The organism is Brachybacterium subflavum, from assembly GCF_009299795.1.
Taxonomy (GTDB): Bacteria; Actinomycetota; Actinomycetes; order Actinomycetales; family Dermabacteraceae; genus Brachybacterium; species Brachybacterium subflavum.
The window spans coordinates 311,779-331,667 of the sequence record NZ_VIGP01000003.1 but is presented as its reverse complement, the minus strand read 5'-3'; the positions used below and the strand labels follow the sequence as shown (position 1 = coordinate 331,667).

Sequence of the window (19,889 nt, the reverse complement as noted above, 5' to 3'; positions counted from 1 at the left end):
GGTGCAGGAGTGCAGGGCCCCGTCGGCCGGAGACCGGGCGGATCAGCCGAGCGCGTCGATCCCGCCGAGCCCGCCCTTGGACTTCAGCAGCGAGACCAGTAGCTGCTGGGGCTGGCTGCAGGTCTCGAGCACGCAGTCGTCGGCCTCGAAGGCCCAGATGCGGCGCAGCGCGGTGAATGCCTCGAACTCCTCGGGGCCCGTCTTCAGCGGGACCACGGAGTACCCGCCGGCCTCGGGGAGATGGATGATGAAGGCGCCCGTGAGCTCGGGCATCTCGCGGACGGTGCCGTCCTCGTCGAGCAGCGCCTCGGCGTTGACCACCGCGACGCCCTGCAGCGCGTAGTCGCCGCGCACCTTCTTCGAGGTCTTGATGTCGCCGCTCAGCAGCGCGCCGCCGATCCGGACGATGCAGTCCGTGGTACCCGCATAGCCCACGGTGTGGTTCACGACGGTCTGCTCGACCTCGACGAACTCGGGCTGGAACTCCTCGAGGAACCTCCCGTACCCGTCCAGGCGCACCGCGGCGCGTGCGAGGAGATCCTCGGCGCTCGGCTCCCGCGCGAAGGCGCCGCCCTCACGGCGCATGTCCTCGGCGATCGCGGAGACCTGGTCGGGCGTCGGCCGCTCACCGCTGCGCCCCCAGTCCTCGCAGGCGGCGTGCACGAGGGTGCCGAACTCGGAGGCGATCCGGGTGTGCTCCTCGGCCGCCGCGGCGATGCGCTTCTGCGTCCCCCAGCGATCGCGCGAGACGCGGGTGATCTCCGAGGCGGCGCGATCGGGATTGCGGTCCAGCCAGGCGTACATGTCCAGTGCCCGCTTGGAGGCCATCGTCGCGTACCAGCCCTGCAGGTGGTCCTTCGCGCGCATCCCGGCGACCGTGGTGATCGAGGGATAGACCGGCTTGCCGTCCGGCTCGATGCGGTACATGCGCCCGCGCGCGGTCTGCTCGCTCAGCTTGGGTGTGGTCATGGCTCCTCGGAGGGACGACGGACGGGACGGCCCTGCTCAGGGTACGGCGATCGGCCGCCCCCGGGCGGGACGCTGTGGACGGGCGGGCGACGGATGTGTGCTCGCTCTCCCGTCGGCGTCCTCATCCCTCGGGGTTCCGTCCGTCCACGTCCTCATCCGACCACAGCCCCGCCGGCCGCTCGCGATGCCCGACGAACCGGGGCCGATCAGTCGCCGTCGCCGAAGATGATCTCCTCGGCGACGGTGCGCGCGTGGCGGGTGGCGCGCAGATAGTTCTCCTCGAGCTCGGAGGCGCTGCCCTCATCGCCGTCCACGAGCACCGCGACCGCGTAGAGATCGATGCGGTCGGCGGGGAGCACGTCGCCCTCGCGGCCGCGCCACAGGAAGATCGCGCGGCGCATCTGCCAGGCGAGGGTCCAGGCCCCCGTGAGGTCCTCCTGCTGCCGCGGCGTGAGCAGTTCCGCGCGTCGGGCCTCCTCGAGGATCCGCAGGGTCGTGGGGCTGCGCAGCTCGGGGACCTCGTGCCCGTGCTCGAGCACGAGCAGCTGGGCCACCCACTCGACGTCGGTCATGCTGCCGCGGCCGAGCTTGAGATGACGGGCCGGATCCGTGCCGCGGGGCAGGCGCTCGGACTCCACGCGCGCCTTCATGGTCGCGATCTCCCGTCGGGCCGACGCCCCGAGGCCGCCGCGGGGATAGCGGTGGAGGTCCATGGCGGCCTCGATCTGCTCCTGCAGATCTCGCGAGGCGACCACGACGCGTGCGCGCACGAGGGCCTGCTTCTCCCAGGTCAGGGCGTCGCGCCGGTAGTAGTCGCGCCAGGCGTCGAGGCTGCGGGCGAGCAGCCCGTTGCGCCCCTCGGGCCGCAGATCGGCGTTGACCTTCATGTCCGCACCGGCCGAGGGCGCGTTGAGGATCCGCTGCACCTGGGTCGCGATCGCGACGGCGATCGTGCCGGCCTGCTCCCCCGCGCCGCGGTCGGCGAAGACGAACTGGACGTCGGCGTCGGAGGCGTAGCCCATCTCGCGGGCCCCGAAGCTGCCCATCGCCACGAGGGCCATCTCCACGCCGAGCGCCCGCGAGGGGTCCGAGCGCCTCTCGCGCAGGTCGCGGGCGCTGAGCTCGAGGTCGTCGCGCACCGGGGCGACGTCCTCGCCGATCGCCCCGCGCTCGCGCGCGACCGCGTGGTAGGCGACCAGGAGGCCCGCCTCGAGGACGGCCTCGGCGAGGTCGGTGAGGCCGCGGGCGGCGGCGCGCGCGTCGAGCAGCCCCAGCAGGTGGGCCATGGAGATCCGCAGCAGCTCGCGCAGGCGGGCGCGTCGCAGCAGGTCCTGTGCGGATTCGATGGAATCGACGCGGCGGATGACGGCGAGGAACTCCTCGTGCAGCTTCTCCCGGCTGAGCGGGCGCAGGGTGTCGTCGCGGCCCAGCCAGCGCACGGCTTCGGGGATCTTCTCGAGCTGCTCACCGACGAACCGGGAGCTCGAGAGCACGCGGGTCAGGCGCCGGGCGGCGACGCCGCTGTCGCGCAGCAGGGCAAGGTACCAGTGCGCCGAGCCGATGGTGTCCGAGAGCCGGCGGAACGCGAGCAGACCCAGGTCGGGATCGATCCCGTCGGCGAACCATTCGAGCAGCGCCGGCAGCAGCTGGCGCTGGATCGCGGCGCGCCGGGAGATGCCTTCGGTGAGCGCCCGGATGTGGTCCACGGCCCGGCGCGGGTCCCGGTAGCCGATCGCCGCGAGCCGGGCCCGCGCGGACTCGGCCGAGAGCCGCACCTCGTCGTCGCTGAGCTGCGAGGCGGTCAGCAGCAGCGGTCGGTAGAAGATCTCCTCGTGCAGCTGGCGCACGCGGCGCCGGGTGCGCTCGTAGACCCCCCGGAAGTCCTGCGGCGCGATGTGGACGCTGCGTGCGAGGCGTCGCAGGTCTGCCTCCGCCGTGGGCAGCACCTGGGTGCGTCGCATGCGATGCAGCTGCAGCCGGTGCTCGACGGTGCGCAGGAAGCGGTACGCGCCGTCGAGCTCGACGACGTGGCGACGGGAGATGTAGCCGCCCGCACCCAGGCGCTCGAGGGCCGGCAGGGTGCCTCGCACATGCAGGGACTCGTCGGTGCGCCCGTGGACCATCTGCAGCAGCTGCACGGTGAACTCGACGTCGCGCAGTCCGCCCGGGCCGAGCTTGATGTTGCGGTCGGCCTCCGCGTGCGGGATGTGGGCGATGACGCGTCGGCGCATGGCGCGGCTGTCCTCGACGAAGCCGTCGCGGGTCGAGGCCTGCCAGATCCAGGGCTCGACCATCTCCTCGAAGGCGCGGCCGAGCTCCGCGTCGCCCGCGACGAAGCGGGCCTTCAGCAGGGCCTGGAACTCCCAGGACTCCGCCCAGCGCTGGTAGTAGCGGCGGTAGGAGTCCAGGGAGCGCACCAGCTCGCCGTCCTTGCCCTCCGGCCGCAGGTTCGCATCGACCTGCCACAGGGACCCCTCGCCGGTGCGGTCCGCGCACACCCGGGCGAGCTCGCGGCAGAGGGCGGAGCCGACAGCGGTCATGGTGCGCTCGTCGACGTCCTCGGCGGCGGGAGCCGCGACGTAGACGACGTCCACGTCGGAGATGAAGTTCAGCTCGCGGGCCCCGGTCTTGCCCATCGCGAGGACGGCGAGGCGCACGGTCTCCTGGTCGTCGACGGCCGTGCGGGCGATCGCGAGCGCGGCCTCGAGGGACGCGCCCGCGAGGTCGGCGAGGGACGCGGAGACATAGGGCTGGATGGCGACGGGATCGGGAGCGGTGACATCGGCCGCGGCGATCTGCAGGAGCCGCTCGTGGTAGGCGATGCGCAGGGCGTCGCGGCCCTCGCGGCCGCTGAGCGAGGCGAGCGGGATCTCGGCGCCCGCGACGGCGCCGACCGCGCCGAGCATGCGCGCGCGGACGTCCGCCGCGTCGAGTGTCAGCGTGTCCTCGTCGCTGTGCAGGGCGACGGCCCGATCCGGGTGGCGGGTCAGGAAGTCGCCGAGGGCCACCGAGGTGCCCAGCACCCGGATCAGCCGCTCCCCCGGGCCGCCTCGCTCCCCGACGCTGCCGAGCAGCTCGCCGAGCTCGCGCTCGTGGCCCGCCTCGAGGGAGGCCTCTGCGAAGCGGAGCAGGCCGAGGACGGCCTCGTCGGGGTCCGGTACGCGGCCGATGGCCTCCGCCGCCCGCGGGCCGAGGCCCGCGAGGGCGGGCTCGGCCAGGAAGCGCTGGACACGGTCGGTGCGGGTGAAGCCGAGGCGCGCCAGGGCGCCGGTCGTGCTCGGCGGCTCGGCCGACGAGGACGCGGTCGAGGGCGAGGGGGACGGGGGCCGCGGGGTCATCCTGCGAAGAAGGACGTCTCGAGCTCGCGCGAGGTGACCTGCTCGCGGTAGCGCCGCCACTCGTCGTGCTTGTTGCGCAGGAAGAACTCGAAGACCTGCTCACCGAGGGTCTCGGCCATCAGCTCGCTGCTCTCGAAGACCTCGAGCGCGCGGTAGAGGTCGGTGGGCAGCGGCTCGATGCCCATGGTGCGGCGCTCGCGGTCGGTGAGCTCCCAGACGGTGTCCTCCGCGCCCTCGGGCAGCTCGTACTCCTCCTCGACGCCCTTCAGGCCGGCGGCGAAGAGCACGGCGAAGGCCAGGTAGGGATTGCACGAGGAGTCGGTGCCGCGGAACTCGACGCGCGAGCTTGTGCCCTTGGTGGGCTTGTGGAAGGGCACGCGGACCAGCGCCGACCGGTTGTTGTGCCCCCAGGTGATGAAGCTCGGCGCCTCCTGCGCGCCCCACAGGCGCTTGTAGGAGTTCACGAACTGGTTGGTGACGGCGCAGTACTCGGAGGCGTGGCGCAGCAGGCCGGCGATGAACTGGCGGCCCGTGCGCGAGAGTCCGTATTCGGCACCGGGCTCGTGGAAGGCGTTGCGGCCGCCCTGGAACATCGAGAGATGGGTGTGCATGCCCGAGCCGGGATGCTCGATCATCGGCTTGGGCATGAAGGTCGCGACCTGATCCATGCCCAGGGCGACCTCCTTGACCACGGTGCGGAAGCTCAGGATGTTGTCGGCCGTGGTGAGCGCATCGGCGTAGCGCAGATCGATCTCGTTCTGCCCGGGCCCGTTCTCGTGGTGCGAGAACTCGACCTGGATGTTCATCTGCTCGAGGTACTTGATGACCGTGCGGCGGAAGTCCTGGCCCTGCCCCTTGTGGACATGGTCGAAGTAGCCGGCGTTGTCGACGGGCTGCAGCGGGCGCCCCGGCGCCCACGGCTCCTTGAACAGGTAGAACTCGATCTCGGGGTGCGCGTAGAGGTCGAGGCCCTGGTCGGCGGCGCGGTCGGCGACCTGGCGCAGCACGCGGCGAGGGTCGGAGGCGGCGGGCTCGCCGTCGGGCGTGAGGACGTCGCACATCATCCTGCCGGTGCCCTCGACCTCGCCGCGCCACGGCAGCATCTGGAAGGTCGCGGGGTCCGGACGCAGCAGCATGTCTGACTCATAGGCCCGGGTGAAGCCCTCGATCGTGGAGCCGTCGATGCCGATGCCCTCGTCGAACGCTGTCTCGAGGTCCTCCGGCGAGATCGCGATGGACTTCAGCGTCCCCACCACGTCGCAGAACCAGAGGCGGATGAACCGCACGTCCTTCTCGGCGACCGTGCGCAGGACAGCATCGTGGTGGCGTTCCATGGGTCCAGTGTGCCGCATGGGTGCGCTCCGGCGGACCGTCGCACGTGGCAGTGGAGCCGTGCGGGCGCGCAGACGGCGAGAGGGGCGGGCACCGCGCGGTGCCCGCCCCTCTCGCCGTGGTGAGGTGCTCGAGGCTCAGCCTCAGGAATCCATCCCCGTCTGCAGGAGATCGATGCGGAACTCGCCGTCGTCGTCACGGGCCATGTAGAGCTTCTGGTCCCCCGCGCCGCTGACGGTCACGACGATCGTGTCGCTTCCCTTGGGCTTGGTCTTGAAGTCGACCTGGTCGATGTACTTGGCGATGTCGTCCGGGTAGCTGCCCGACGCCTGCTCGAGGGTGCTCGCGCAGGTCTCGTCGGTGAGCCCCATCGAGTCTTCCTTCTTGACGTACTTGCACGCCTTCTCGTAGTCGTCGTCGTCCATGGCGACGTAGAAGCTCTTGAGGTTCTTGACGGCGGCCTTCTCGTCGTTCTTCGTGATCTCCTTGCCGGAGGAGTCGTCGGAGGAGGAGTCATCCGAGGAGGAGTCGTCCGAGGCGCTCGAATCATCGCTCGAGGAGTCGTCCGAGCTGTCGCCGGAGGCCGACGCGTCGTCGGAGGACGAAGAGTCGTCGCTGGCCTCGTCCGAGCTCGTGTCGTCGGCGGCCGAGGCGTCGTCGCCGCTGGCGTCGGAGTCGGAGGAATCCCCTGCGTTGATCTTGCCGCCGTCATCGCCCGACGCGTCATCGGAGCTGCTGCCGCCGCACGCGGCGAGCGAGAGCGCCAGCGCGAGCGAGCCGGTCCCCACGGCGAGGCCCTTCGCGATTCCTCGGATCCTGGTCTTCATCGTTCTACCCCTCGTGATTCGGTGAGTGCCGGCCACGGTTGTGACCGCCGAGTGACTGAATACTTGCATGGACCCTGGGAGCCCGCCATGGGGAGAACTGCCCATGGGACCGATCCGGGCAGCGACCCCGGTGGTCGGACTGCTGGGAGCGAGGGCCGCGATCCCTCCGCCGAGCCGACTGCCCGCTCCGGGCGGCCGACGGCGCCCTGCGGCGGCTAGGCTGGGACGGCCCTGGCCGGGTCGGCCGGGCTCCGCATCCGTTGCCCCGTGGAGGATCCCCGTGAACACGTCCGCCGTCCCGATGCCCTCCGAGCGGTCCCACCGCCCCGCGAAGGTGCGCCTGCGCCACCTCCAGGAGGCGAAGGACGCCGGACGCACCTTCTCGATGCTCACCTCGTACGACGCGCTCAGCGCGCAGGTCTTCGAGGAGGCCGGGATCGACGTGCTGCTGGTGGGCGACTCCGCCGGAACCACCGTGCTCGGCTATGACTCGACCGTGCACACCACCCACCAGGACATGCTGACGTTCACCGGCGCCGTCTCCCGCGCCGTGCGCCGTCCCCTGGTGGTCGCGGACCTCGCCTTCGGCACCTACCAGGTCGACGCCGCCGAGGCCGTGCGCCACGGCGTCGAGCTCCTGCGCGCGGGCGCCGAGGCCGTGAAGCTCGAGGGCGGCGCCGCGCGCGCCGACACCGTCCGCGCTCTGGTCGACGCCGGGATCCCGGTCATGGGCCACCTGGGCTTCACGCCCCAGTCGGTCAACGCGCTCTCCGGGCACCGCGTGCAGGGTCGCGATCACGCTGCCGCGGACAGTCTCGCCGAGGATGCCCAGGCGCTGCAGGAGGCGGGCGCCTTCGCCGTCGTCCTCGAGCTCGTGCCCAGCGAGGTCGCCGGACGCATCACCGAGTTCCTCGAGATCCCCACGATCGGGATCGGCGCCGGCCCCGACTGCGACGGGCAGGTGCTCGTGTGGCAGGACATGGCGGGTCTCTCCGGCTTCGAGGGCCGCTTCGTGCGGCGCTTCGCCGATCTGCGCGGCGAGCTGCTGCGCGCCGCGGGCGAGTACCGCACCGCCGTCGAGAGCCGGGAGTACCCCACGGCCGAGCACTCCTTCGAGTGAGCTCCTCGCTCGGGTGACGGCCGCGGGGACGCCTCACTCCTCGTCCCAGTCCTGGTCCTCGCCCTCCCAGGCCTCGTTGCGCTGGGCGGCGGTCCTCAGCGCGGACGCCGCCTTCTCGCGGGTCGGGTAGGGACCCATGAGCTCGCTGCCCGAGGACTGCTTGCCCTCCTCGACCTCGCCGGTGTCCATGTTGTAGTAGAACTCGCTCGGGCTCATCGACTGCTCCTGACGTCTGCGGTGAGAGACTGCCCCCATGACTGTAGAGCAGCGATGGATCCGCCCGGAGGGCCGTGAGGTCCTGGTTCCCGGGACGGTCGGCCCCTCACGGGTGGTGCCGGCCTCGATCGAGCGTCCGGAGTACGTGGGCAAGGACGAGGCGGTCTCCGACTCCGGTCCCCACGTGCAGACCCCGGAGATCATCGAGCGCATGCGCGAGCCGTCCCGCATCGCCGCTCTCGCGCTGCAGGCGGCGGGCGAGGCCGCCGTCCCGGGCGCCACGACCGACGACATCGACGCCGTCGTCCATGACGTGATCGTCTCCCACGGCGCGTACCCCTCGCCGCTCGGCTACCTGGGATTCCCGAAGTCCGTGTGCACCAGCCTCAACGAGGTCATCTGCCACGGCATCCCGGACTCCACGGTGATGCAGGAGGGCGACATCCTCAACGTCGACGTCACCGCCTTCACGAACGGCGTGCACGGCGACACCAACGCGACCTTCCTGATCGGAGAGGTCGATCCGCGCGTCGCCGAGCTCGTCGAGCGCAGCGAGGAGGCCATGATGCGCGGCATCCGCGCCGGCCGCCCCGGCCGGCAGGTCAACGTGATCGGCCGGGTCATCGAGAAGTACGTGGGCCGCTTCGGCTACGAGTCCGTGCACGACTACACCGGCCACGGCGTCGCCGAGGGCTTCCACAACGGCCTGGTGATCCCCCACTATGATTCCGCGCCGATGTTCGACGACGTGATCGAGCAGCGCATGACCTTCACCGTCGAGCCGATGGTCACCCTCGGCTCCCAGGACTGGGAGCAGTGGGACGACGGCTGGACGGTGGTCACGAGGGACCGCTCCTTCACCGCCCAGTTCGAGCACACCCTCGTGATCACCGAGGACGGCTACGAGCTGCTGACCGTCGTCTGACGATCCCGCGCGCGGGCGATGTCCGGATGATCCCCTCCGCTCTGTCACACTGTCCTCAGCTCACGGGCACTGGCCCGGACGGAGCGCATTCGGAAGGCCCGCGACGCCCGGCTCGCGGCCCGTGCGAGGAGAGACGATGAGCAAGGAAGCATTCGGCATCGATATCGGCGGCAGCGGCATCAAGGGCGCCCCGGTGAACCTGAAGAAGGGCAGGCTCGCCGACGACCGACTGCGCATCCCGACCCCGCAGCCCTCGGTGCCCGATGCTGTCGCCGACACCGTCGCGCAGCTCATCGGCTCCTTCGACATCGACGAGGACATGCCGGTGGGCGTGACCTTCCCCGCAGTCATCCAGCACGGCGTCGCGAAGACCGCGGCGAACGTCGACGCCTCCTGGATCGGCACGGACGTGGACGCGCTGCTGACCGAGCGCACCGGCCACGACGTGTTCGTCGTCAACGATGCGGACGCCGCGGGCATCGCCGAGATGGAGTTCGGGGCGGGGGCCGGGCAGAAGGGCGTCGTCCTCATGACGACGCTCGGCACGGGCGTGGGCAGTGCGCTGTTCAACGACGGCGAGCTCGTGCCGAACACCGAGCTCGGCCACATCCTGTACAAGGGCGAGAGCTACGAGAAGCACATGGCCGACTCGGCGCGCGAGCGCGGCCACCTGAGCTGGGCGGAGTGGGCCGAGCGGCTGCAGGGCTACTACGAGCTGCTCGAGTTCCTGTTCACGCCGGATCTGATCATCGTCGGCGGCGGGGTCTCGAAGAAGCACGAGAAGTTCCTGCCGCTGCTGGACCTGAAGGCCCCCATCGTCCCCGCGGGGCTGCGCAACGAGGCCGGGATCATCGGCGCGGCCGTGCTCGCCCGCAAGGAGCGCAAGAAGGCCAAGAAGGAGAAGAAGAAGGACTGACCGCATGAGGAAGGGCAGCAGCCGGACGGGGCTTCCGTGCCCCGGGGCGCCGGGGCGGACCAGCCGGCCTGTAAGCCGGGTTCTGTGATCGGCAGTCATCCCTCTCGGATCGCCGTTGCCGACGACCTCCAGCGGCCTACCCGGGGACTCGGTCCGGCGACCTGCGTGCGTCCCCTGTCTGGCCTTGCTCCCGGTGGGGTTTGCCGTGCCGGCCCTGTCACCAGGACCGCGGTGGTCTCTTGCACCACCCTTTCACCCTTACCGGCCCGCAGCACGAGGCTGCGGGCAGGCGGTCTGCTCTCTGTGGCACTGTCCCGCGGATCGCTCCGGGTGGGTGTTGCCCACCACCGTGCCGGAAGGAGCCCGGACTTTCCTCGGCTCCGCGGCGCATCCCGCAGGATGCGCACGGAGACGCGACTGCCCGGCCGACTGGTCCGCCCACGATCCTAGTCCCCCGAGGGCCCTGTCCCGCACCACGGGCCGCGCCTCACACCCCCGCACCCGCCCACTCGGAAGGAACCCCGTTGCTCATCCTGCTGCCGCCGTCGGAGACCAAGACCCGACCGGAAGCATCCGCCCCTCCCCTGGTCCTCGAGGAGCTGGGCCACGCCTCCCTCCGCACCCCGCGCGAGCGCATGCTGCGTGCTGCGCGCGCGACGGCGCAGGGCCGCACGGCCGCCGAGGACCTCGGCGTCCCCGCGAGCGCCCCGGAGCTCGTCGCGCGGATGGCAGCGATCGACGAGGAGCCCGCGGCCGCCCCGCTCAGCGTCTACTCCGGAGTCCTCTTCGACCAGCTCGGCGACGCCCGTCCCGGCCCCGACCGCCGCGTGCTCGTGCAGAGCGCCCTGCTGGGACTCGTCGACGCGGGAGCCGATCGGATCCCGGCCTACCGGCTCTCCGCCGGTTCGCGCGTGCACCGGCTCGGGAAGGCGGCCTCGTGGTGGCGTGCGCATCTCTCGCCCCTCGTTCCCGGGATCCTCGAGGAGGTCGCGGCCTCGCCCTCGCCCTTTGTGCTGGACTGCCGGTCCGGCTCCTATCGCACGATGATGCCGGTGAAGGCCCGTGCAGGGGTGCACGTCCTCGAGGTCGCGCCCGTGAAGGAGGCGGGCGGGAAGCGCACGGTGATCTCGCACGACGCCAAGCGCTTCCGCGGCCTGCTGACCCGCGCCCTGCTCGAGGATCCGCGGCCCCTGCCCGACGAGGATGCGCTCATGGCGCTCCTCGAAGAGACCTTCGCCGGACGGCTCGGGGTCGAGATCGAGGGCGGTCGTCTGGTGCTCGTGGACCGCGGGCAGGAGCAGCGGAGGCCGCAGCGGCTCGGTCCCGGCGAGCGATCCGGGCGGCTCGATCGGGGCTGATCGCTCAGCGCCGCTCGGTGTCCCCTCCGAGGAGTGCGCGCACGGCATCGGCGGTCTCTTCGAGGTCGCCGCGCGCGTCGACGCTCCGCATCTGCGGTCGGGCGCTGCGCATCGCGTCGAGGGATGCGAGCAGGCGCTCGGCGTCCTCCGGGCCGACGAGGCGGGCGTTGACCGCCTGCTCCGGCCTCTCGGGGTCCGCGGCGCGGGCTGCGAGGCGCGCGGCGAGCGTGCGAGCGTCCACCTCCAGGAGGAACTCCCGGAACTCGGCGCCCGCGCGGGCGGCCGCGGCCTCGAGCTGCTCGGCGAAGGCGGTACGGGCGAGGTACTGGCCGAGGACCACGTCCTGCCCCGCGGCGAGCTGGACGTCGATGAGGGCGAGCGCGAGCTCCCGGGCACGGAGACCGGAGACCGCAGTGTTCTGCTCCCATCCGCCGAGCGCGTGCTTGAGCTGGTCGACGTCCAGGGCGAGGGTCAGCGGACGGTCCTCGGCGAGGAGCCTCGCGAGCGTCGACTTGCCGACCCCGGGCGCTCCGTTGAGCAGGACGAGGCGGGGCGTGCGGCCGGGCGCGGCGGGAGGCATGGGCTCAGTGTGCGCGGCCGGTGGAGGCGCCGCGGCCGCCGGGCGCACCGGGGAAGGCGGGGGCGGCGCGGCCGGCCCACGGGTCGGTGGACAGCTCGGAGATGCTCACGGCGATCCCCGGCATCGCGGCGGTGAGCAGCTCGCGGGCGAGCGGAAGCCACAGCGCCTCGCTCGCCGCATGGGCGACGTCGATGAGGGCGGGCACCGCCCGTTCGTCGGCCGCGGACTCGAGGTGCTCGAGCGCCGGGTGATGGCGCAGGTCGGACGTGATGAAGACGTCGGCGTCGCTCGCGGCCACCGTCTCCAGCAGGGAGTCGCCGGCGCCCGGGCAGACGGCCGCCCGGCGCACGGGCCGCTCGGGATCGCCGGTGAAGCGCACGCCCTGAGCGGTCGCCGGGACCAGGGCGGCGATGCGATCGGCCAGGGAGCCGACGGTGGTCGCACCCTCCGTCCCCGCCTCCCCCAGCGAGCCGACGACGCCGAGGCCGATGAGCTCCGAGCCGTGCGCGGCCTGCGCGGCCTCGCCGTCCGTCGGCCCTGCGGCGAGGGGCCGTACGTCCTCGAGACCGAGCGCGCGGATCCAGGCGCCGACGGTGCCGAGGCTGGAGCGGTCCACGTTCGTGTGCCCGCACCACAGGGACATCCCGGCGCGGACGAGCTCGGTGACGGCCGCGCCCTTGCCGGTGTCGGCCGGCAGGAAGGACGCACCGCGCAGCAGCAGCGGGTGATGGGTCACCAGCAGCTGCGCTCCCGCCGTGCGCGCCTCGCGCACGACGGCGAGGGTCGGGTCGACGGCCAGGTGCACGCGATCCACGGCGGGGGCCGGGTCCCGGCGGTCGCCGACGACGAGCCCGGGACGGTCCCAGTCCTCCGCCCAGCGCAGCGGATAGGCGCCCTCGAGGACCTCGAGCACCTCGGCGAGGCGGCGGGCGGAGGCACCGCCGTTCATGCGGTGGCCCCGTCGACGGGTCCGCCGGCCTCGATGACCGCGGCGTGCAGCGCCTTCCAGGACATGAGGACGCACTTCACGCGATTGGGGAACTTAGAGGCACCGACCAGGGCGACCGCATCGCCCAGCAGGTCCTCGTCCCCCTCCTCGCGTCCGCGGGCGTGCATGACGGCGTCCATGTGCGCGGAGACGGGCTCGATCTCCCGCAGGGTTCGGCCGATCACGAGATCGCTCATCGTCGAGGCCGAGGCGCGGCTCATCGCGCAGCCGGTCGCGTCGTACGAGACGTCCTCGATGCGCGGGTCCTCGGGATCGCCCGCGAGGTGCACGCGCAGGGTGATCTCGTCCCCGCAGGTGGGGTTCACGTGATGCACCTCCGCCTCGTAGGGCTCGCGCAGGCCCGCGTGGAGGGGCCGCTTGTCGTGCTCGAAGACGATGTCGGTGTACAGGGAGGTGAGGTCCATGGGAGCTCCTCTCACTCGAAGCGGGCGAAGAAGTCGATGACGGCGCCCATGCCCTCGACCAGGGCGTCGACCTCCGCGGGCGTCGTGTACACGGAGAAGGTCGCGCGGGTGGTCCCGGCGAGGCCGTACCTGCGGTGCAGGGGCCAGGCGCAGTGGTGTCCCACGCGCACCTCGACGCCGCGGGCGTCGAGCACCTGGCCGACGTCGTGCGGGTGGCGACCCGCGAGGTCGAAGGAGACGGCTCCGGCGCGCTCGACGTCGAGCGAGGGCCCGATGATGCGCACGCCGGGCAGCTGCTCGAGGCCCTCGATCGCGCGGCGGGTCAGATCGCGCTCATGGGCCGCGACGGCCTCCATGCCCAGGGCGTCGAGGTAGTCGCAGGCGGCGGCGAGGCCGACGGCCTGGCTGATCGGCGGCGTGCCGGCCTCGAAGCGCGCAGGCGGCTCGGCGAAGGTGGTGCGCTCCATCGTGACGGTCTCGATCATCGAGCCGCCCGTGAGCACCGGGGGCAGCTGCTCGAGCAGCTCGCCCGCGCCCCAGAGCACGCCGATCCCCGTCGGCCCCAGCATCTTGTGCCCGGAGAAGGCCGCCGCGTCCACACCCAGCGCGGGCAGGTCGGTCGGCATGTGGGGCACTGACTGGCAGGCGTCCAGCACCACGAGCGCTCCGACGGCGTGCGCCCTCGCCGCGAGTTCGGCGACGGGGTTCACCGTGCCCAGCACGTTCGACTGGTGGGCGAGCGCCAGCACCTTCGTGCGCTCGGTGAGCAGGGACTCGAGGCCGGAGAGGTCCAGGCGGAAGTCCTCGCCCAGCGGGATCCAGCGCAGGGTGGCGCCGGTGCGGCGGGCGAGCTCCTGCCAGGGGACGAGGTTCGCGTGGTGCTCCATCTCGGTCACGAGGATCTCGTCGCCCTCGCGCACTCGCAGGTGCTCGGGGGCTGTGGGGTCGCCGAGCGCGAGGGCGAGCACGTTCAGCGCCTCGGTGGCGTTCTTCGTGAAGGCGATCTGCTCGGGACGGGGGACGCCGACGAACGCGGCGATCCGGTCGCGGGCGCCCTCGTAGGCGTCGGTCGCGGCCTCGGCGAGGCGGTGCGCGCCGCGCTTGACGGCGGCATTGTCACGGGTGAGGAAGTCGACCTCGGCGTCGATGACCTGCCGGGGGCGCTGGGAGGTCGCTCCCGAGTCGAGGTAGACCAGCGGGGTCGTCCCGTCGAGCATCCGGTCGAGGATCGGGAAGTCCCCGCGGATCGCGGCGACGTCGAGCGGTGCAACAGCGGTGGGCGCCTGGGGCGCGGGCATACGGAGCCTTCCGACGCGAGAGGAGCAGCAGAGGACGATGCCGGTGCTCTCGACCTCGGGGCGTCGCAATGCCCCGGAGTCGGAGGACCTCGCAGGACGAGCATCCGAGACAGGACGAGCATCCGAGAGGAGCATGGGCGCGACCCGCTGCCTGGCCCTTCAGTATAGGAACGCGGGGTGCGCCGCGGCAGGGTCGACCCGTGAGAGGGTGTGGCCGTGCCCACGTTCATGTTCCTGGTCTTCGGCGTCGTCGTCCTCGGCGCGCTCGTCGCCGCGATCATCCGCATGGTCCAGCGACTGCGGTCCGACGCCGCCGCTCCGCACCGGCCTCGCACTCCGGCCGAGAAGCAGCACGACGCCCGCACGGCCGTCATCTGGGTCGTGGTGCTCGTGGTGCTGGTCGCCGTGCTCCTCGCGGCCTACGCGCTCACGCGCCTGCCCAGCTGAGCCGTCGATGGACGAGCTGGCCGAGGTCGACGAGCTCGTCGTGCGGCTGCGCGCGGCCGGGAGCGTCTTCGCCGAGGAGGAGGCCGCTCTCCTGCGCGCGCACGCGCAGGATTCCGACCATCTCGAGGAGACGGCAGCCCGGCGCATCGCCGGCGAGATGCTCGAGCACGTGCTCGGAGAGGTCGACTTCTGCGGGCTCCGGCTGCAGGTGCGCCCAGGGGCCTTCGTGCCGCGTCGGCGCAGCCGCCTGCTCGCGCGCCTCGCCGTGGCCGCAGCCTGCGCGGCCGCACGGCGGTCGGGGCACGATCCGCTGCTGGTCGAGCTGTGCGCGGGAGTCGCGCCGATCGCGAGCGTGAGCGCCGCGCGCGTGCCCGGGATCCGCCTGCATGTCGCGGACGTCGACCCGCTCCCGCTCGAGTGCGCGCGGGCGAACCTCCCTTCGAGCGCGCAGCTGCACGTCGGGGATCTCTTCGCGGCGATGCCCCTCGCCATGCGCGGCACGATCGACGTGATCGCGGCCGTCCCTCCCTACGTCCCGGACCGCGCGCTCGCGCTGCTGCCCCGCGAGGCGCGCGAGCACGAGCCGCCACGTGCCCTGCGCGGCGGGGCCGACGGACTGGATGTGGCCCGCAGGATCCTCGTGCAGGGTCCGGCGTGGCTCGCGCAGGGAGGGCGGATCCTGCTGGAGATGCACGTGGACCAGGCGCGGACGCTGGCACGGGAGCGCGCGACGACCGGGACGGCGGGGGCGGCGGGCACGGCGGAGACCGGCAGAGAGGCCACGTCGGTCCTGCGGGTGCATCTCGGGGCCGACGACCGCACCGCGGTGTGCGAGGTCACCCCGCCACCTGCGTGGACACGCCCTGAGAGGGAATAGGCGTGCACTTCGGGGCGTTGTGAGGGATCGTGGTGGCGCAGCGCCGCCCGATGGACCGTTCCCACGGGGCCGTCACGCAGCGAGCCGTCCGCGGCGAGCGGGCGGGACCGGCATGAGGCGCTGCGGCGACGGGCAGATGTGCGAGCTCCGCCTCTCGTGGAGGAGACCACGGAGAACACGCACCGCCCACACGTGCAGCTGACGCGCAGATCGCGTCGCGCACCCGCCACCCGCCGCCGGGCACCCCCGGCGGCGCACCGAACCTCGCGTCGGCCCTGCCGACGCCGTCATGCGTCGGCCCTGCCGACGCCGAAGGAGAACAGATGCACACCACGACCACCATGCGCCGCATGCCCCGCGGCGCCCAGCGCCCCGTCGTCCTGCGCGACCAGAGCGCCGGCCTGCGCTACCTGAGCCTCTCGGACCGTTCCACCGACCTCTCCACCACGTGGAAGGACGGCAAGGTCTACCCCGTCATCGAGGTGGACCTCTCCTCCGAGCATCGCCCGGAGCCCCAGCCCGAGCTGGTCTGAGCGATCGACCGAGAAGGCCCCCGACCCGCGCATCCGCGCCGGCCGGGGGCTTTCTTCTGCATGTGGGTCAAGAGGGACTCGAACCCCCGACATCCACGGTGTAAACGTGGCGCTCTGACCAGCTGAGCTATTGACCCGAGGACGGGCCCGCAGGCCCGTCGGTGCGGACGCGGGAGCCGCCGGTACGGCCCCGGAGACCCGTCACCCGTTCAGGCCTGGCGGCTCGCGAGCCGCGTGCCCGACCACTCGGGGGCGAGGTTCTGGTTGCCCATGGTGCGCAGGCCCGAGGTGCTCGCCGCCTCGTCGATCTCCGCGGGCAGCACGTGTCCGTCGCGGCCGGCCTTCGGGGTGATCACCCAGATCGGGCCGCCGGGGGACAGCATCCCGAGGCAGTCCACGAGGGCATCGGTGAGATCGCCGTCGCCCTCGCGCCACCACAGCACGACCGCGTCGACCATCTCCTGGCTGTCCTCGTCCTCGAGGTCCGCGTCGATGAGGTCCTCGATCGCATCACGCAGCTCGAGGTCGACGTCGTCGTCGTAGCCGAACTCCTGGACCACCTGGCCCTTGCTCAGCCCGAGGCCCTCTGCGGTGGGACCGGACGCGGTGGCGTCTGCCGACGGTGACAACGAAATGCTCCTTCTCAGCTGGGGACAACGATGGGAGGAGGACGTGGGCCCCCTCCTGCTCGCGCCGAGTCTATGCCAGGACATCGCGCCGGTCACATCGTCGGCGCAGAGAACGCCCGATCAGGGGCGATCCGCGGTCACATCGGACGATCCGGACCGCGCCGCGACCACGACGCTGCCTCTCCCGTGACGTGAGCGAGTCATCAACCACACCGGTCCCGACGGGGCCTTCCGGCCCGCACCCCGCGGGTACGCTGTCGGAAGACGAGGTCCGGGGTCTGTTCCCCGATTCGCGATTCGCATCGGCGCGACCCCCGGATCCACGCCCTGCTTCGGAAGAGAGAAGGACAGCGTGACCACGAACGACACCCCGCGTCCCATCGGCATCAACCTCCCCGCGCACGCGGAGGATCCGGATCCCGAGGAGACCAGGGAGTGGCTCGACTCGGTCGACGAGCTCATCGAGCATCGCGGCGACGACCGGGCGACCGACGTCCTCCAGCACGTAATCCAGCACGCGCGCCAGGCCGATCTCCATCTTCCCGACTCGCTGATGACGGACTACGTCAACACGATCGAGGTCGAGGACCAGCCGGAGTACCCCGGTGACCTCGCGCTCGAGAAGGAGATCCGCAACATCATCCGCTGGAACGCGGCGATGATCGTGCACCGCGCGCAGCGTCCGGGCGTGGGCGTCGGCGGGCACCTCTCCTCCTACGCGTCGATCGCCTCGATGTACGAGGTCGGCTTCAACCACTTCTTCCGCGGCCGCCAGCACGAGGGCGGCGGCGACCACGTCTTCTTCCAGGGCCACGCCTCCCCCGGCATCTACGCCCGCGCGTTCCTCGAGGGCCGCCTGTCCGAGGAGCAGCTCGACGGCTTCCGCCAGGAGAAGTCCAGCGCGCACGGCATGCCCTCCTACCCGCACCCGCGCGCGATGCCGGACTTCTGGGAGTTCCCGACGGTGTCCATGGGCATCGGTCCGGTCAACGCGATCGAGCAGGCGTCCTTCGACAGGTACCTCCAGAACCGCGGACTCAAGGACACCTCCCAGCAGCACACCTGGGCGTTCCTCGGCGACGGCGAGATGGACGAGGTCGAGTCCCGCGGCGCGCTGCACATCGCGGCCAAGGAGCACCTGGACAACCTCACCTTCGTGGTCAACTGCAATCTGCAGCGCCTGGACGGGCCGGTGCGCGGCAACGGCAAGATCATCCAGGAGCTCGAGGCGCAGTTCCGCGGCGCCGGCTGGAACGTCATCAAGGTCGTGTGGGGCTCCGGCTGGGACCCGCTGTTCTCGGCCGACGACGACGGCGCGCTCGTGGACCTCATGAACGCCACTCCCGACGGCGACTTCCAGACCTACCGCGCCGAGAACGGCGGCTTCATCCGGGACAACTTCTTCGGCCGCGACCCGCGCACGAAGGCGCTCGTGGAGTCGATGAGCGACGACGACATCTGGTGGAAGCTCAACCGCGGCGGCCACGACCCGGAGAAGATCTTCGCCGCCTTCCAGGAGGCGCTGGCGCACAAGGGCCAGCCCACCGTGATCCTCGCCCAGACCATCAAGGGCTACCGCCTGGGCAAGAGCTTCGCGGGCCGCAACGCGACCCACCAGATGAAGAAGTTCACCCTCGAGGACCTCAAGGCGCTGCGCGACACCCTGCAGATCCCGATCGACGACGAGCAGCTCGAGTCGGGCAGCGTCTACGACGCCCCCTTCTACATGCCGCCGGCGGACTCCCCCGCCATGCGCTACCTGGAGAAGCGCCGCGACGTCATGGGCGGCGGGGTCCCCGAGCGCAACAACGTCCACAAGGCCATGGACCTCCCGGGCGACAAGGCCTACGAGGTCGTCAAGCGGGGCTCCGGAAAGCAGGAGATCGCCACCACGATGGCGCTCGTGCGGCTGCTGAAGGACCTCATGCGGGACAAGGAGACCGGCAAGCGCTGGGTCCCGATCATCCCCGACGAGGCCCGCACCTTCGGTATGGACTCGCTGTTCCCGACGGCGAAGATCTACAACCCCGACGGCCAGAACTACATCTCCGTGGACCGCGACCTGCTGCTCGCGTACAAGGAGTCGGCCCAGGGGCAGATCAAGCACATGGGCATCAACGAGATCAGCTCGACCTCGGCCTTCACCGCCGCGGGCACCTCGTACTCCACGCACGACCTGCCGATGATCCCGTTCTACATCTTCTATTCGATGTTCGGGTTCCAGCGCACGGGCGACTTCTTCTGGGCCGCGGGCGACCAGATGGCCAAGGGCTTCGTGATCGGCGCGACCGCCGGCAAGACGACGCTGGCCGGTGAGGGCCTGCAGCACATGGACGGCCACTCGCCGATCCTCGCGTACACGAACCCCGGCACCGTCATCTACGACCCGGCCTACGGGTACGAGATCGGGCACATCATCCGCGACGGCCTCAAGCGCATGTACGGCGAGGACGACCGCCTCCAGGAGGTCTTCTACTACATCACCGTCTACAACGAGCCGATCGTGCAGCCGGCCGAGCCCGAGGGGCTCGACGTCGAGGGCCTGCTGAAGGGCATGTACGAGCTCGAGCCGGTCTCCGACGGCGACGGGCCCACGGTCCAGCTGCTCGCCTCCGGCGTCGGCGTGCCGTGGGCCCGCCATGCCCGCGAGATCCTGGCCGAGGACTGGGGCGTGCGCGCCGCGGTCTGGTCGGTGACCTCGTGGACGGAGATGCGCAAGGACGCCATCGAGGCGGACGACCACAACTTCCTCCACCCCGATCAGGAGCCGCGTGTCCCGTGGATCTCGCAGCGCCTGGAGGGGACCGAGGGCCCGTTCGTCGCCACGAGCGACTACGACTACCTCGTGCCCGACATGATCCGGGAGTGGATCCCGGGCCGCTACGGCGTGCTCGGTGCCGACGGCTTCGGCTTCTCGGACACCCGCCCGGCCGCCCGCCGCTTCCTGAAGATCGACGCGCACTCGATGGTCGTCAAGGCCCTCCAGCTGCTCGCCAAGGACGGCAAGATCGACCCGGCCGTCGTGTCCGAGGCCATCGCCAAGTACGACCTGCTGAACACCAACGCCGGCGAGTCCGGCTCGTTCGGGGGCGAGTCCTGATCTCCGCCGCA

The 19,889-nt window shown here is 71.6% G+C and carries 18 protein-coding genes, 1 tRNA gene and 1 other RNA gene; 8 read left to right on the top strand and 12 right to left on the bottom strand.

Annotated elements, in window-relative coordinates; all coding sequences use genetic code 11:
• Positions 1–42 precede the first annotated feature (42 nt).
• The 4 genes from FHG10_RS08595 to FHG10_RS08580 all read right to left on the bottom strand — a co-directional run bounded on the left by FHG10_RS08595 (position 43) and on the right by FHG10_RS08580 (position 6,466).
• Positions 43–969: a PD-(D/E)XK nuclease family protein gene (locus tag FHG10_RS08595; RefSeq protein ID WP_152352904.1), complete on the bottom strand. Its 927-nt coding sequence runs from the start codon at positions 967–969 to the stop codon at positions 43–45.
• 206 nt (positions 970–1,175) lie between these two features.
• Complete coding sequence (locus FHG10_RS08590) at positions 1,176–4,307, bottom strand: bifunctional [glutamine synthetase] adenylyltransferase/[glutamine synthetase]-adenylyl-L-tyrosine phosphorylase (RefSeq protein ID WP_152352903.1); 3,132 nt, start codon at positions 4,305–4,307, stop codon at positions 1,176–1,178.
• Entirely contained in the window at positions 4,304–5,641 is a 1,338-nt protein-coding gene (locus FHG10_RS08585; protein ID WP_152352902.1) for a glutamine synthetase family protein, read from the bottom strand. Before FHG10_RS08585 ends, FHG10_RS08590 begins: the two co-directional genes overlap by 4 nt.
• A gap of 141 nt (positions 5,642–5,782) precedes the next feature.
• A complete protein-coding gene (locus FHG10_RS08580; protein ID WP_152352901.1) occupies positions 5,783–6,466 on the bottom strand; it encodes a hypothetical protein in 684 nt (227 codons plus the stop codon).
• Positions 6,467–6,767: 301 nt separating this feature from the next.
• On the opposite strand from FHG10_RS08580, the gene panB reads away from it, so the two are divergent.
• Positions 6,768–7,586 carry a 3-methyl-2-oxobutanoate hydroxymethyltransferase gene (panB, locus tag FHG10_RS08575; protein WP_152353201.1) on the top strand — a complete coding sequence of 273 codons (819 nt, stop codon included), beginning with the start codon at positions 6,768–6,770 and terminating at the stop codon, positions 7,584–7,586.
• A gap of 33 nt (positions 7,587–7,619) precedes the next feature.
• Here the strand turns inward: panB and FHG10_RS08570 are convergent, their stop codons facing one another.
• Complete coding sequence (locus FHG10_RS08570) at positions 7,620–7,802, bottom strand: SPOR domain-containing protein (RefSeq protein ID WP_152352900.1); 183 nt, start codon at positions 7,800–7,802, stop codon at positions 7,620–7,622.
• A 37-nt stretch (positions 7,803–7,839) separates the two neighbouring features.
• On the opposite strand from FHG10_RS08570, the gene map reads away from it, so the two are divergent.
• Together map and ppgK are read left to right on the top strand one after the other, a co-directional pair.
• On the top strand, positions 7,840–8,727 hold the full coding sequence (gene map / locus FHG10_RS08565) for a type I methionyl aminopeptidase (RefSeq protein WP_152352899.1): 888 nt from the start codon (positions 7,840–7,842) through the stop codon (positions 8,725–8,727).
• A 136-nt stretch (positions 8,728–8,863) separates the two neighbouring features.
• Positions 8,864–9,643 (top strand): polyphosphate--glucose phosphotransferase, encoded by a 780-nt coding sequence (gene ppgK, locus FHG10_RS08560; protein WP_152352898.1) that lies wholly within the window; start codon positions 8,864–8,866, stop codon positions 9,641–9,643.
• A gap of 55 nt (positions 9,644–9,698) precedes the next feature.
• Here ppgK and rnpB read toward each other — a convergent pair.
• An RNA gene (gene rnpB / locus FHG10_RS08555) (RNase P RNA component class A) lies at positions 9,699–10,076 on the bottom strand.
• Positions 10,077–10,167: 91 nt separating this feature from the next.
• Here rnpB and yaaA point away from each other — a divergent pair.
• Entirely contained in the window at positions 10,168–11,001 is an 834-nt protein-coding gene (gene yaaA, locus FHG10_RS08550; RefSeq protein ID WP_193636241.1) for a peroxide stress protein YaaA, read from the top strand.
• A gap of 4 nt (positions 11,002–11,005) precedes the next feature.
• Here the strand turns inward: yaaA and FHG10_RS08545 are convergent, their stop codons facing one another.
• Genes FHG10_RS08545 through FHG10_RS08530 form a run of 4 tightly spaced genes read right to left on the bottom strand, consistent with a single transcriptional unit; the run spans position 11,006 to position 14,292 of the window.
• Entirely contained in the window at positions 11,006–11,581 is a 576-nt protein-coding gene (locus FHG10_RS08545) for an AAA family ATPase (protein ID WP_193636240.1), read from the bottom strand.
• 4 nt (positions 11,582–11,585) lie between these two features.
• Positions 11,586–12,530: a Nif3-like dinuclear metal center hexameric protein gene (locus tag FHG10_RS08540; RefSeq protein WP_152352896.1), complete on the bottom strand. Its 945-nt coding sequence runs from the start codon at positions 12,528–12,530 to the stop codon at positions 11,586–11,588.
• The gene (gene sufU, locus FHG10_RS08535) at positions 12,527–12,994 is read right to left on the bottom strand and encodes a Fe-S cluster assembly sulfur transfer protein SufU (protein WP_152352895.1); all 468 of its coding nucleotides are present in this window, start codon (positions 12,992–12,994) and stop codon (positions 12,527–12,529) included. Before sufU ends, FHG10_RS08540 begins: the two co-directional genes overlap by 4 nt.
• An 11-nt stretch (positions 12,995–13,005) precedes the next feature.
• On the bottom strand, positions 13,006–14,292 hold the full coding sequence (locus FHG10_RS08530; RefSeq protein WP_152352894.1) for a cysteine desulfurase: 1,287 nt from the start codon (positions 14,290–14,292) through the stop codon (positions 13,006–13,008).
• Between the two features lie 216 nt (positions 14,293–14,508).
• Here FHG10_RS08530 and FHG10_RS08525 point away from each other — a divergent pair, with 216 nt between their 5' ends.
• From FHG10_RS08525 to FHG10_RS08515, 3 genes are all read left to right on the top strand, one after another.
• Complete coding sequence (locus FHG10_RS08525) at positions 14,509–14,739, top strand: hypothetical protein (protein ID WP_152352893.1); 231 nt, start codon at positions 14,509–14,511, stop codon at positions 14,737–14,739.
• 7 nt (positions 14,740–14,746) lie between these two features.
• Positions 14,747–15,616: a class I SAM-dependent methyltransferase gene (locus tag FHG10_RS08520; protein WP_152352892.1), complete on the top strand. Its 870-nt coding sequence runs from the start codon at positions 14,747–14,749 to the stop codon at positions 15,614–15,616.
• A gap of 323 nt (positions 15,617–15,939) precedes the next feature.
• Complete coding sequence (locus FHG10_RS08515; RefSeq protein WP_227488136.1) at positions 15,940–16,149, top strand: hypothetical protein; 210 nt, start codon at positions 15,940–15,942, stop codon at positions 16,147–16,149.
• 63 nt (positions 16,150–16,212) lie between these two features.
• Here FHG10_RS08515 and FHG10_RS08510 read toward each other — a convergent pair.
• Together FHG10_RS08510 and FHG10_RS08505 are read right to left on the bottom strand one after the other, a co-directional pair.
• Positions 16,213–16,286: transfer RNA gene (locus FHG10_RS08510), tRNA-Val, on the bottom strand.
• A 72-nt stretch (positions 16,287–16,358) separates the two neighbouring features.
• Entirely contained in the window at positions 16,359–16,778 is a 420-nt protein-coding gene (locus tag FHG10_RS08505; RefSeq protein ID WP_227488135.1) for a DUF3052 domain-containing protein, read from the bottom strand.
• A 352-nt stretch (positions 16,779–17,130) separates the two neighbouring features.
• Between FHG10_RS08505 and aceE the strand changes: the two genes are divergently transcribed.
• The gene (gene aceE, locus FHG10_RS08500) at positions 17,131–19,878 is read left to right on the top strand and encodes a pyruvate dehydrogenase (acetyl-transferring), homodimeric type (RefSeq protein ID WP_152352890.1); all 2,748 of its coding nucleotides are present in this window, start codon (positions 17,131–17,133) and stop codon (positions 19,876–19,878) included.
• Positions 19,879–19,889: the final 11 nt, after the last annotated feature.